The sequence below is a fragment of the Oribacterium sp. P9 genome, from assembly GCF_046365365.1.
Lineage (GTDB): Bacteria > Bacillota > Clostridia > Lachnospirales > Lachnospiraceae > Oribacterium.
This window is the reverse complement of record NZ_JBKEIS010000012.1, coordinates 19,762-33,304: the sequence shown is the minus strand read 5'-3', so window position 1 is coordinate 33,304 and position 13,543 is coordinate 19,762. Positions and strand designations below refer to the sequence as shown.

Annotated in this window: 11 protein-coding genes and 1 tRNA gene; 11 read left to right on the top strand and 1 reads right to left on the bottom strand. The window is 54.8% G+C overall.

What is annotated here, in order from left to right; translation table 11 throughout:
* The first annotated feature begins 84 nt into the window (after nucleotides 1-84).
* From pckA to ACK8P7_RS07970, 7 genes are all read left to right on the top strand, one after another.
* Nucleotides 85-1,692, top strand: a complete 1,608-nt coding sequence (pckA, locus tag ACK8P7_RS08000; RefSeq protein WP_410043690.1) for a phosphoenolpyruvate carboxykinase (ATP) — start codon at nucleotides 85-87, stop codon at nucleotides 1,690-1,692.
* Nucleotides 1,693-2,147: 455 nt separating this feature from the next.
* Nucleotides 2,148-3,080, top strand: coding sequence for a signal peptidase I (gene lepB, locus ACK8P7_RS07995; protein WP_410043689.1), 933 nt, complete (start codon nucleotides 2,148-2,150; stop codon nucleotides 3,078-3,080).
* A 62-nt stretch (nucleotides 3,081-3,142) separates the two neighbouring features.
* Nucleotides 3,143-4,534: an aminopeptidase gene (locus tag ACK8P7_RS07990; RefSeq protein WP_410043688.1), complete on the top strand. Its 1,392-nt coding sequence runs from the start codon at nucleotides 3,143-3,145 to the stop codon at nucleotides 4,532-4,534.
* 131 nt (nucleotides 4,535-4,665) lie between these two features.
* Complete coding sequence (gene tig / locus ACK8P7_RS07985; protein ID WP_410043687.1) at nucleotides 4,666-5,952, top strand: trigger factor; 1,287 nt, start codon at nucleotides 4,666-4,668, stop codon at nucleotides 5,950-5,952.
* Nucleotides 5,953-6,085: 133 nt separating this feature from the next.
* Nucleotides 6,086-6,796: a TIGR01906 family membrane protein gene (locus ACK8P7_RS07980; protein WP_410043686.1), complete on the top strand. Its 711-nt coding sequence runs from the start codon at nucleotides 6,086-6,088 to the stop codon at nucleotides 6,794-6,796.
* Between the two features lie 71 nt (nucleotides 6,797-6,867).
* Complete coding sequence (gene hflX / locus ACK8P7_RS07975) at nucleotides 6,868-8,148, top strand: GTPase HflX (protein ID WP_410043685.1); 1,281 nt, start codon at nucleotides 6,868-6,870, stop codon at nucleotides 8,146-8,148.
* Nucleotides 8,149-8,283: 135 nt separating this feature from the next.
* A complete protein-coding gene (locus ACK8P7_RS07970; RefSeq protein WP_410043684.1) occupies nucleotides 8,284-9,087 on the top strand; it encodes a YlmH/Sll1252 family protein in 804 nt (267 codons plus the stop codon).
* 342 nt (nucleotides 9,088-9,429) lie between these two features.
* Here the strand turns inward: ACK8P7_RS07970 and ACK8P7_RS07965 are convergent, their stop codons facing one another.
* Entirely contained in the window at nucleotides 9,430-9,630 is a 201-nt protein-coding gene (locus ACK8P7_RS07965) for a hypothetical protein (protein WP_410043683.1), read from the bottom strand.
* A 47-nt stretch (nucleotides 9,631-9,677) separates the two neighbouring features.
* Here ACK8P7_RS07965 and ACK8P7_RS07960 point away from each other — a divergent pair.
* From ACK8P7_RS07960 to ACK8P7_RS07945, 4 genes are all read left to right on the top strand, one after another.
* Nucleotides 9,678-9,754 (top strand) — tRNA-Arg (locus ACK8P7_RS07960).
* Nucleotides 9,755-10,134: 380 nt separating this feature from the next.
* Nucleotides 10,135-10,512, top strand: coding sequence for a replication initiator protein A (locus ACK8P7_RS07955; protein WP_410043682.1), 378 nt, complete (start codon nucleotides 10,135-10,137; stop codon nucleotides 10,510-10,512).
* A gap of 162 nt (nucleotides 10,513-10,674) precedes the next feature.
* Nucleotides 10,675-11,556, top strand: coding sequence for a response regulator (locus ACK8P7_RS07950; RefSeq protein WP_410043681.1), 882 nt, complete (start codon nucleotides 10,675-10,677; stop codon nucleotides 11,554-11,556).
* A 69-nt stretch (nucleotides 11,557-11,625) separates the two neighbouring features.
* Nucleotides 11,626-13,521 carry an extracellular solute-binding protein gene (locus ACK8P7_RS07945; RefSeq protein WP_410043680.1) on the top strand — a complete coding sequence of 632 codons (1,896 nt, stop codon included), beginning with the start codon at nucleotides 11,626-11,628 and terminating at the stop codon, nucleotides 13,519-13,521.
* The last annotated feature ends 22 nt before the right edge of the window (nucleotides 13,522-13,543 follow it).

Below are 13,543 nucleotides of genomic sequence, written 5' to 3'. Positions count from 1 at the left end.
ATCAGAGAGAGGTCAGAAGCGTTCGGAAGATCCCCAAGGGATTCCGCTGACTGGTAACCAGAGAAGAGAAAGAGGTTAAACAGAATGGCAAAGATTGATTTAACGAAGTATGGCATTACTGACACAACAGAAATCGTATACAATCCATCATACGAGGAGCTGTTCGCAGAGGAGACCAAGGAAGGTCTTACAGGCTATGAGAAGGGCTTCGAGACCGAGCTCGGCGCTGTAGATGTATTCACTGGTGTGTACACCGGTCGTTCTCCTAAGGATAAGTTCATCGTCATGGATGAGAACTCCAAGGACACGGTATGGTGGACTTCTGACGAGTATAAGAATGATAACCATCCGGCTTCCAAGGAAGCATGGGCCGCTGTGAAGGAGATCGCTCAGAAGGAGCTTTCCAACAAGAAGCTTTATGTCATCGATGGCTTCTGCGGTGCCAACAAGGACACTCGTATGGCTGTTCGTTTCATCATGGAGGTTGCTTGGCAGGCTCACTTCGTAAAGAACATGTTCATCCGTCCGACCGCTGAGGAAGAGGCAAACTTCGAGCCGGATTTCGTTGTTTACAACGCATCCAAGGCGAAGGTTGAGAACTGGAAGGAGCTCGGTCTCCACAGCGAGACTGCGGTTGTCTTCAACATCACCAGCCACGAGCAGGTTATCGTAAACACCTGGTACGGCGGAGAGATGAAGAAGGGTATGTTCTCTATGATGAACTACTACCTCCCGCTGAAGGGCATCGCTTCCATGCACTGCTCTGCAAACACCGATTTCAACGGCGAGCACACCTGCGTATTCTTCGGTCTGTCCGGAACAGGTAAGACCACCCTTTCCACCGATCCTACCAGACTCCTCATCGGTGATGACGAGCACGGCTGGGATGACAACGGCGTATTCAACTTCGAGGGCGGCTGCTACGCAAAGGTTATCAACCTTGATAAGGACGCAGAGCCGGATATCTATGGCGCGATCAGAAGAGACGCTCTTCTCGAGAACGTAACCGTAGATGAGAAGACGGGCAAGCTTGACTTCAACGACAAGTCCGTAACCGAGAACACTCGTGTATCTTACCCGATCGACCACATCGAGAAGATCGTTAAGCCGATCTCTCACGGTCCTGCAGCAGAGAACGTAATCTTCCTTTCTGCAGATGCATTCGGCGTACTGCCACCAGTATCCATCCTTACTCCGGAGCAGACCAAGTACTACTTCCTGAGCGGATTCACAGCAAAGCTTGCTGGTACAGAGCGTGGTATCACGGAGCCGACACCGACCTTCTCTGCTTGCTTCGGTCAGGCATTCCTCGAGCTTCATCCTACAAAGTATGCTGAGGAGCTCGTAAAGAGAATGGAGAAGTCCGGCGCAAAGGCTTACCTCGTAAACACCGGTTGGAACGGCACCGGCAAGAGAATCTCCATCAAGGATACTCGTGGAATCATCACCGCTATCCAGAATGGCGATGTTGCCAAGGCTCCGACCAAGAAGATCCCGTTCTTCGATTTCGAGGTTCCGACCGAGCTTCCAGGCGTAGATCCAGCAATCCTCGATCCTCGCGACACCTATGCAAATGCATCTGAGTGGGAGGAGAAGGCAAAGGATCTCGCACAGAGATTCCAGAAGAACTTCGTCAAGTACGAGGGTAACGAGGCTGGTAAGGCACTCGTTGCAGCTGGTCCTCAGCTTTAATATCAATCTTTACCATTCATACAGGGCAGTCAGGGCGCAGGCTCCGGCTGCCCTCTTTTTATAGTCTGGTTATAGTCTGGACAGGAGCCCCGGAGGGGCAGCAACGGAGGCACAGTACTCCGAGACCGGTTCAATCTAAGCCGGGGACCCTAAGCGGCACTAGGCCCTCTGCAATCGCTGAGTTTTCTTGATGAAAACTCAGCGTTGCTAGAGGGTTCCAAGGAGAGATAACACCAAGTGCCGCTAAGGGGACCCGGCTTGATTTCACACGGTCTCTCCGTATGGCCTCCATTGCCACTCCTCCGGGGCTCCTGCCTGAACTGTAACGCTAGTCTTAAAAAAAGATGAAGGACAAGTGTGGAATCTATACTTTTTCGAGCTATCTGTTAGAATAGTAGGGTCTGGAAAAACGTAGTAAATGTAAGTACAGACATAGTAGAACAGGAGAAAAAAGTATGGACAATAAATTTTTCGATGTCGTGGACAGCGATGGGCATCATGTGGATAACGTGTCTGCTTCCGACGAGGGGAAGGCTGAGAATTCCACATCGGTGTCCGGGGACAATGCCGGCGATCAGGGTGCAGCCCAGGTGAGCAGCGATTCCGGACAGGCAGATGGAGCATCCCCACGTGTTCGGACAGCTGGTGGAAAGAAGCGGAGACCAAAGAAGTCCGATGACGGAGAGCAGCCGACGACGCTGCTCGGAGAGATCATCGACTGGGTGAAGGTCATCGCGGTGGCGGCGGTGCTGGCGTTCTGTCTCAACAACTTCATCATCGCGAACTCGACCATCCCGACGGGCTCCATGCAGGACACGATCATGGCCGGGGCGCGCGTCTTCGGCTCCAGGCTGAAGTATACCTTCGGGGAGGTGGAACGTGGAGACATTGCCATCTTCGTCTATGGGTACAAGTGCAAGGGCTGCGGGCAGAGCTACCGGGAGACAGACGAGGGTGTATGCCCGAACTGTGGGCGCGAGGATAAGAAGAACTCCGTCGTATACTATGTGAAGCGTGTCATCGGTATGCCAGGGGATCACATCGAGATCCGGCAGACCGGGACCGCGGATGCGTCCGAGTTCCACAACATCAGGATCGGGAAGAACGCAGACGGCTCAAGCGTAGAGGTGCCGATCGGTACGGTCTATGTGAACGGTGAGGCCATCACGGAGACCTATCTGCCGGAGCCGATGATCGTCGACGGGCAGCAGTTCCCGGCGGTGGATGTGACGGTGCCGGAGGGCAGCTATTACATGCTCGGGGATAACCGGAACAACTCACTCGATGCCCGCTACTGGGGTGAGTACAACATGGTCTCCCGCGACAAGATGGTGGCGAAGGTATACTTCAAGTACTGGCCGCTCACGGATATGGGCAGCGTGAACTGATTTCACAGAAATAACACAGACAGCCGATAAAATGAGGAGGCTGCTTTAAAGGAGGATATATTATGGCGAAGACAGAAGGACAGAAGCTTGAGGAAAAGCTCTGTTATAAGATTCAGAACATCGGCATGGAGCGTCCGGAGGACGTGGAGAAGGCCATGGCGTTCTGCGAGGGCTACAAGGAGTTCCTCGATCATGCGAAGATCGAGCGTGAGGCCGTACGTGAGACGATCCGGATGGCAGAGGAGAACGGCTACAAGCCATTCGAGCGTTCGAAGAAGTATAAGACCGGTGACAAGGTATATTTCGATAACCGTGGCAAGAGCATCATCCTGACCACCATCGGTAAGCGTCCGCTCGATGAGGGTGTGCACTTCAACATCGCCCACATCGACAGCCCGCGTCTCGACCTGAAGCCGAATCCACTCTATGAGAAGGAAGAGCTTGCGTTCTTCAAGACGCACTACTATGGTGGCATCAAGAAGTATCAGTGGGCGGTGACCCCGCTCGCACTGCACGGTCGTGTGATGCTGCGTGACGGTCGTGCCATCGACCTCGATCTCGGTGAGAAGCCGGGGGATCCGGTCTTCGTCGTATCCGACCTTCTGCCGCACCTCGCGCAGGAGCAGGTGAAGCGCACCCTCGCGGATGGCATCAAGGGCGAGGAGCTGAATGTGCTGCTCGGCTCGACACCGATCGCTGATCCGGAAGTGAAGCAGGCGTTCAAGCTGAAGGTGCTGTCGATCCTCCACGAGATGTATGGCATCACCGAGGCGGACTTCCTGCGTGCCGAGCTCACGATGGTACCGGCACAGCATGCCGTCGATATCGGCTTCGACCGCTCCATGGTCGGTGCCTATGGCCAGGATGACAAGGTCTGTGCGTACACCGCACTGATGGCTGAGCTCGAAACGAAGAAGCCGGAGTACACCACCGTGACCGCCCTCGTCGATAAGGAGGAGATCGGTTCGGTCGGAAACACCGGTATGTCCGGCGATATGCTGCTTCACTATATGGAGGACCTCGCAGAGGCTGAGGGTGAGCGCGTGCGCGATGTGCTGCGTGCATCGCTGTGTCTGTCGGCAGATGTCAATGCTGCCTTCGATCCGACCTTCCCAGATGCGTTCGAGGCGAACAATGCTTCCTACATGAACCGTGGACCGGTCCTCACGAAGTACACCGGCTCCCGTGGCAAGTCCGGCTCCAACGATGCGTCTGCGGAGACCATGCAGCGCGTCATCAAATACATGGATGATGAGAATGTGATGTGGCAGATCGGCGAGCTCGGCCGTGTGGACCTCGGCGGTGGCGGAACCGTGGCGATGTTCATCGCCAACATGGACGTCGATACCGTGGACCTCGGTGTGCCGGTACTCGCGATGCACGCACCGTTCGAGATCACCTCGAAGCTCGACGTGTACTACACCTATAAGGCGTTTAAGGCGTTTAATAAGTAATTCAATGACAGCGCATACCAGGTCCCCGGCGGGCCGGCTACGGAGGCACAGTACTCCGGGACCGGTTCAATCTAAGCCGGGGACCCGCACTGAATGCTTATGTAATAAAATCTAGAACTGAGGAGAAAATTATGAAGAAGAACAGACTGATTCTGACTGCCGCTGTGGCGGTAAGTGTGATGGCGCTCGCGGCGTGCGGCTCATCGAACAAGACCCCGGAGGCGACCACCGCCGCTGCAGCCGAGGCAACGGACGCAAGTGCATCCGATACCGCGACCGCTTCTCAGCTCAGCGCGGATGATCCGGAGATCCAGGCCCTCGAGGCGACCGAGGTACCGGAGCTTCCGAAGTTCAGTGACATGGGTACCGTGAAGCTCTGCGACCTCTCGAGCATCACCGTCGAGACCAGCCCGAAGCTGACCGTCGATGAGGACATGGTGAATTCCCAGATCGACTACCTTCGCAAGAACTACCTCAAGGAGACCGAGGACGCAGCGAAGGAAGGCGATACTGTAAACATTGACTTCGTCGGAAAAATGAACGGCGAGGCATTTGATGGTGGTTCAGGCACCAGCTACGATCTCGTACTCGGCTCCGGCAGCTTCATCGATGGTTTCGAGGACCAGCTGATCGGCGCGAAGAAGGGCGAGAAGCTCGAGGTCAATGTGACCTTCCCGGAGTCCTATCCGAACAATCCGGACCTCGCTGGCAAGCCGGCGGTGTTTGACGTCACGGTGAATAAGGTTTCCACCATGCCAGAGCTCACCGATCAGTGGGTGAAGGAGCATGCGGAGGACATGGGTTCCAAGGCATCCGATGTGGCTTCCTTCCGCGTAGAGCAGCAGGCGCTTCTTCAGGCGCAGGTCGACTATCAGTACAACAACACGATCCAGCAGGATGCGCTGCAGCAGATCGTGGATACCTCGGAGATCACCGTCTCGGATGCGATGCAGACGTACGCAGAGGACTATGTGATTTCGCAGGAGGTATCGTCCGCGAAGCAGTACGGCTACAGCCTCGCGGATATGCTGAACATGTACGGCATGAGCGTCGATGATTTCAAGACGGAGATCGCCGGCTATGCGACCGATTATGCGAAGCAGAGAATGGTCGTTGCGGCCATCGCGAACGAGCAGGGCATCAAGTCCAGCGATCAGCTGATCGACGAGCTCGCAGTAGAGCTCAGCGGCCTCGCCGGCAAGGAGCTCAACAAGATCCAGCTCATCGAGCAGTACGGCGGCGATGCGGTGAAGGACGAGGCGGTGAACAAGGCTGTCCTCGACTACGTACAGACGCAGGTGAAGGTCGTGGAGACCACCGAGACCAGCGCAGCAGCGACCGAGGCCGCCGCTGAAACGACGGTAGCGGACGAAACCACTGCAGAGGCTGCGGAAGAGACCACTGCCGCACAGGGCTGATATATAACATCCTGTTTTCAGAAGAGCTGCCCTCCGCTCGATCTGCGATTGATTTATAGAAGGAAGCTGTCGTCCCTCTCGAAATCATGCTACACTAGTAGGCAGCAAATCTGAAATCAATCGGAGGCATCTTATGCGTCATCATTTACGTGGCTTTCTCGGCATCGTGTTTGCCGTGCTTCTCATCTTCATCACCTTTGTCACGAGCTTCGAGGCGGTCACCTACTGGACGCCGAACTTCTATCGTGATGAGTTCGAGCACTACCAGGTCCTCGACGATATGCAGGCCTGGATGGGCGACGAGATGACGATGGACGACCTCTGCGACGTCATGCACCAGACGATGGTGTACCTGCGGGGCGACCGTGAGAATCTCATCGTCGAAACGACCATCAACGGCGGGACGACCGAGTTCTACAACGAAAACGAGAAATCGCACATGGCGGATGTCCGGCAGCTCTTCGTGATATGCCTCGTCGTCCGCTCCCTCGCGATCCTCAGCTGCATCGCCATCGCCGGCTTCCTGATCGTGGTCGCTGGTCCGCGTGGCGCGCTCGGGTACCTGAGTCGAGGCTTTATCCGTGCCTGCCTGCTGATCCTCGGGCTCGTCGCCGTCATCGCGTTCCTCGCCATGATCGACTTCACGCGGGTCTTCACGGCCTTCCACGAAATCTTCTTCAGTCAAGGAAACTGGATGTTTGACCCGCGCGAGAGCCGTATGATCAACATGCTGCCGGAGGGCTTCTTCTCCGACTGCGCACTGCGCATCGCCTCCACCTTCGTCGGGGCAATGCTGGCGTTCCTCGTGGCGAGTGGCGTCGCGCGTCAGTTCACGAAATCATAAAACAGCATACCCACGCCGCACGCCGGCCAGCATCAGCACATACATTCATCCGAGATAGAGGAGTGATTTACATGTTCGAAACAGATCAGAATATCAAGCGAAGAAAGACCATCCTGGTCGGCGTCTGCCTCGGCGGCGACGGCTTCGAGGTCTCCATGGAAGAGCTCGCAGGCCTCGCCGAGGCGGAGGGGCTCGAGGTCGTGGCAGATGTCACGCAGAACCTCGCTTCGCAGGACGCCGCCTGCTACATCGGCTCCGGCAAGGTTCAGGAGCTGAAGGGGCTCGTCTTCGAGCTCGACGCAGACCTCGTGGTCGTCAATAACCAGCTCTCGCCGTCACAGCTTGCGAATCTCGCACATGACCTGGAGGTCGAAGTCATTGACCGTACGAACCTGATCCTCAACATCTTCGCGGACCGCGCCCGCACGAAGGAAGCGAAGCTACAGGTCGACTACGCGAAGCTGCAGTACATGCTTCCGCGTCTCGTCGGTCTCCGTCAGAACCTGAGCCGACAAGGCGGCACCGGCGGCTCGATGTCGAACAAGGGTGCCGGTGAGACCCAGATCGAGCTCGACCGTCGCCGCATCGAGAAGGACATGTCAGAGCTCCGAAAGCAGCTTCGAGAGATCACGAAAAACCGCGACACGCAGCGCCGCAAGCGCCAGGCCTCCGGCATTCCGCAGGTCGCGCTCGTCGGCTACACGAACGCCGGCAAGTCGACGCTCATGAACCGGCTCCTCGAGGCCTGCTGTCCGGACGAGGAAAAGGAAGTCATGGTGAAGGACATGCTCTTCGCGACCCTCGATACCACCGTTCGGAAGATCACTCCGGGCAGCCATCGCGACTTCCTCCTGTCCGACACCGTCGGCTTCATCAACGACCTCCCGCACGATCTCGTCGACGCCTTCCGCTCGACGCTCGAGGAGGCGGTCAATGCCGACCTGATCCTCGAGGTGGTCGACTGCTCGGACCCGAACTACCAGATGCACATGGACGTCACCACCCGCACCCTGAAAGAGCTCGGTGCCGGCGCCATCCCGGTCATCTACGTCATGAATAAGGCTGACCGGAAGTACCCGCTCTCGGAGCTCCCGATCGACCGCGGCGATAAGATCTACATCTCCGCCGCAGGCCGCCTGGGCCTCGACCTCCTCCTCGAGAAGATCGAAGAGAAGCTCTTCGCCGGCTACATCACGATGGACCTCATCATCCCGTACACCGCCGGCCAGGTCGAGCACGACCTCCAGGAGCGCGCCCGCGTGCACAAAACGAGCTACGAAGACGACGGCATCCACATGACGGTCGACATGAACCAGGAGCTGCTGCAGCGGTACAAAGTCTACCTGCAGTGATTTCGCCCGCGCATGCCCGGGCCAATGCTTCCGGCCGGATACATGGAACCCGCCCGCAGCCGGCGATTTCCCGCGAAGGTATGTGCTTCCTGCCGACAGCATTGGCCTCACGTACAGTAAAACAGAGAAAGATTTATGGACCAGAATGCACTTCTCGAGGGCCGCATCCGCGATCTCTCTGAAAAAGCCTATATCAGCAACTATCTCACGCATACATGCTTCCTTGCGGCGTCCGAGCTCGCGCAGTTTCATGCGATTCTCCGGAAGCAGGGCATCAGCAGCAAGGTGCACGCGGTGAATGGTGTGCCGTACCTTATCTTCGGCGGGCGTGCAGATGCCGACCGGAACGTCGTCGTGTTCCTCCCGGACTACATGACAGAGGAGAGCTTCCTCGCCGAAGAGCCGGCACAGGGGGATGTCATCCGCTGCCTCCATGTGACGCCGCTGAATCGGAAGTTCACGGATGCGCTCACGCACCGTGACTACCTCGGGGCCCTCATGAACATGGGCATCGAGCGCGACCAGATCGGCGACATCCTTTGTGGGGACGCCGAGGCCTTCATCTTCGTGCTCAGTGATATGGCCGACATCATCGCCCGCGAATTCACCCGCGTGAAGCACACCTCGGTGAGTTGCGAGGTCGTGCCGCCGTCCGCCTGCACCCTCGAACCCGCGTGGGAGGAGCTGTCCGGCTCCGTCGCCTCCGAGCGCCTCGACGCCGTACTCGCGATGGTTTACCGCCTGAGCCGCACGAAAGCGCAGGAGCTGATCACCGCAGAGAACGTCTTCATCGACGGCCGCACCGTCACCGACACCAGCTACATCCTGAAGCCGGACGAACGCATCTCCGTCCGCGGCCACGGCAAGTTCATCTTCACCGGCACCGGAAATACCACAAAAAAAGGCCGCGTGTACGCGCACGTGAAGCTGTATAAGTGATGGCGATTGAAAGTCTCTCATGGATATGTTAATATTAAGTGTTTTATAAATTACATAGCACGTTTGCGTAGCTCAGCTGGATAGAGCGTCCGCCTCCTAAGAAGGATGCTATCATCCGCCATTTTTAAAAAATTGTCCTCTTTTTGGGCATGATTTTGGGGCATTTTTGCCCACTTTTTCTAAAATTGGCGGTATGATCAATTGTTTATTTTGGGTTCTGAGTTCGAATCCGTTGGCCAATTTTTTAGCCTGATTTCTAATAAATTTTGCGGTGCAACACGCGCCAATTGGGATTTTGTTTCGCCGCGTTTTCGGCCTTGCCACTTAAAAATTCGCGCGCGATCACCCACCCAGAGGGTGGGCGATCGCGCGGCAGCAATTAAGAAATTGCTTGCCGCGCTTCACGCCTTTTCTTCTTTTGATGGTACCGGAAAACCTTGATATTTCAGCGTTTTCTGTTATTATATCACTTGGCTTGTAAGAATCCTGGTAGTACTCTCTGGTCTCTTCCAGATTGACTTCCTTGGCTCTTCTTGTTGCCATGCATCGGCTTGCGAAAACATCTCAGCAAGCTAAAAATAATCTAATACGTCTCTGTAGCTCAGCAGGATAGAGCGTCCGCCTCCTAAGCGGAAGGCCGCTGGTTCGAATCCAGTCAGGGACGCCAGCGCACTATCGCGGAAGATTTTTCACGAAATCTTCCGCGTTTCTTCTAATAAAAAAGAGGCTTCGTTGATAAAGTGCTAAAGAAACAGGGCTTTTATCTAATAAGGAAAAACGCCCTGAACTGGTGATTCCGCTAAAAATGGCGCATGTTTCCGTGTTCACCGGTGTATCTGGGTGTAAATCTGTGATAAATCACTCCTATCGCCGCAGAAATCTGAAATACGATACCCGGAAGCTGCGCTCACTGCCTCTACTATCGCCCGGATTTCAAGTATCACCGGTGCCAGTTCACCAGGTGTCCCTACGGTAAGGATAAGGATGTGTTTCGCAAAAAGCCTCTGAAGCGCGATAAATTCTCCTGAAAGCAGGTGGTGACTATGAGTGTTTGATTATTTCTATGGACCTCAGGCAGAACAGTTTGCCTTCTACCGGGTTCCCAAGGTGCTTTTTACGAATGACCGGTTCAAATATCTGTCTGCTGAGGCGAAAACTTTGTATGGCATCTTACTGGACCGCGTTCCCCTCTCTGCGAAAAACGGATGGATCGATGAACAGGGCCGCGTGTATATCATCTGCACGATTGAAGAAATCATGGCGGACATGAACTGCGGAAACAAGAAAGCGATCCAGTTGCTCTCGGATCTGGAGGAAAAGGTCGGTCTCATTGAGAGAAAGCGGCAGGGACTGGGAAAGCCGAACCTGATCTATATTATTCCGTATCTGGTAGGTCAATTAAAGAATTCGCAGGAGGTTTCATGAAGGGGCTTTGATATGCCCCTTCTTTTTTGTTCCAAAGATTTATTTCATGTTCTTTGGATGTTTTGTATCTTAAATTCTTTCTATTTGCTATTGATTATACGTAACAAAAACGTTATGATGCATAAAACGTTATTATTGGGTTAGATCAGGTGGGATTATAGTATGAATACGACAGAAATAATTAATGGTATCTGTTCTCAGATGGGGATTTCCAAAGCAGAATTGGCAAAGCGTATAGGGCTGTACCCCTCCTCTCTGTATAGAAAACTATCCAAAGAGAGTATGACTTTTGAGGAACTTCAAAAATGCCTTGATGTTTTAGGCGTTGAGGTTGAACTACAATTTCAATTCCCGGATGGACATCGCTTTAGTTCCCAGGAAAACCATAAGCAGATTGTCGAAAGAATGGGCGTTCTGGAAAAGAAACTGGAAGCCGCCAGCAAAGTTGATGAGTTCCGCAAAAAGTCGTTAAGGGAGCTGCGAACGGAACTGAACAGTGCAGTTGGTTATGCAGAGATTTGCCGGAGACACAGATCCCAGGTGGATTTGTATTTGGATAAACTCGGCGTTGTCCATGGCAATATGGAAAGAACCATTTCCTTTGCACTTGGGGAGTCATTCCATGACGAAGCTGACGAGATCGAACCTGTGCAAATTGAGCAATTGCAGGGGAAACGGGTTCTGCTTGTTGATGACAATGAATTAAACCGTGAGATTCTTGCGGAAGTGCTTTTGGATCACGGGCTGCTTTTTGAAGAGGCTGATAACGGAAGTAAAGCAGTTGCCGCGGTGAAAGAACATGAGCCGGGGTATTATCAATTCATTTTGATGGATATTGAGATGCCGGTGATGGACGGTTATGAGGCAACCGTAAATATCCGAAAGCTCCCGAACCGAATCCGGGCAAACATTCCCATTATCGCCCTTACGGCAAACGCAGTTGCGGAGAATCGGGAACGGGCGGCTGTAATCGGGATGGATGATTTCCTTGTAAAGCCCACAAATTCCGCCCGCCTGCTGAGGAGCCTGGCAAAATTCCTGTAAGAACAGAGAGAATGCTCTGAACTGGTACAAGATTTTTTTAACAGAAAAATCATGAGAGGGAGAACACAAATGAAAAAGAAAAGACGGATCTCTTTGCTGCTTGCTGTTGTTATGACGGCGGCGATGCTGACAGGCTGCGGAGGGCAGCAAAGCGCCGGCAGTAAGAAACCGGATGATAAAATCTCGATCTCCATGTATATGTGGGACCGCTCCATGCTCAAGGAACTGTCTCCTTGGCTGGAGGAGAAGTTCCCCGAGATCGAGTTTACCTTTATCCAGAGCTTCAACACCATAGAATATTACAAGGACCTGCTGTCCCGGGGAGAGGAGATCCCGGACATCATCACCTGCCGCCGGTTTTCCCTGAACGACGCGGCTCCTCTGGCTGAGCATCTGATGGACCTGAGCCAGACCGAGGTGGCGGGGACCTTCTACTCCAGCTACTTAGAGGTCAACCGGGAAACCAACGGTGCCATCCGCTGGCTGCCCATGTGCGCCGAGGTGGACTGCATCATGGCCAACAAGGATCTGTTTGACCAGTACAACATCCCCCTGCCCACCAACTATGCCGAGTTCGTGGCCGCCATTGACGCCTTTGAGGCCGTGGGCATCAAGGGCTTCCAGAGCGACTGGAACTACGACTATACCTGCCTGGAGACCATGCAGGGCTGCGCCATCCCGGAGCTGATGAGCCTGGAGGGTACCCAGTGGCGCATGAAATATGAGAGTGAAACGGAAGATCACCAGGTGGGTCTGGACGATACGGTCTGGCCGAAGGTCTTTGAAAAGTACGAGCAGTTCTTAAAGGATGTCCGTTTCCAGCCCGGCGACGAGGAGAGGCAGTTTTCTGTCACGATGGAACCTTATTTCCAGGGAAAGACCGCTATGGTGCGCAACACGGCGGCTCTGGCAGACGACATCACGCAGGAGCGGGGGATCAACAGCGTGATCCTGCCCTATTTCGGAGAAACCGAGCAGGACAACTGGCTGCTGACCTATCCCATGTGCCAGCTGGCCGTGTCCAAAACCGTGGAACAGGACGAGGCCAAGCGGGCAGCCGTGATGGAAGTGCTGTCAGCCCTTTTCAGCGAGGAAGGACAAAAGCATGTTGCCGCCGGTACCTCCGTGCTGTCCTACAACAAGGAAGTGAATATCACCTCCAGTCCTGCCCTCCGGTATGTGCAGGACTGCATCGCCAGCAACCACCTGTATATGCGTCTGGCCTCCACGGAGGTGTTTGCCATCTCTCGGGATGTGGGTCACAGGATGATGACGGGCGAATATGACGCGAAGGCCGCCTACAACGCATTCGACGCACAGATCACCGACTATAAGAACCCGGATGCGGCGCAGGTCATGTTCACGCAGGAGAGCGCCTATTCCAACGAATTCACCGACCACGGCAGCGCCGCGGCCTCCTCTTTGATGAACACCATCCGCTCCTCCATGGGAGCCGATATCGCCATTGGCTATTCTCCCACAGCCAGCACCTCCATCTATGCCGGGGACTACACCCTCCAGCAGGCCAAGTGGGTGCTCACCGCCCGCAACTCCGTCTATCTGGGCGAGTACACCGGCGAGGAGGTCTGGCGGTTCATGGACTGGCTGGTGAATGTGAAGGAGGACGGCTCCAATCCCATCCGGCACCGCAATCTGATGCCCGTCACCAGCGGTCTGGAGTACACCGTCACCGAGTACGAGCGGGGCAAGTTCCGTCTGGAGAAAGTGACCGTGAACGGGGAACCTCTGGATGAGAATGCCACCTACAACCTGATGCTGGTAGGTGCGGACACCTTCCTGGAGCATGAGAACTTCTGTAACTGCCCCATGCCTGCAGACCTGAAGGAAAAGCGGCAGGCCTATCTGGTGGACGATTACTCCAGTCAGGAGTGTATGCAGGAGGCACTGGAGAAAACGAAACAGTTCCTGGAGCCTACCGAGTATGTGACCATACTTCAGGGGTAATGACAGGGCGAAAGAAAGCCGA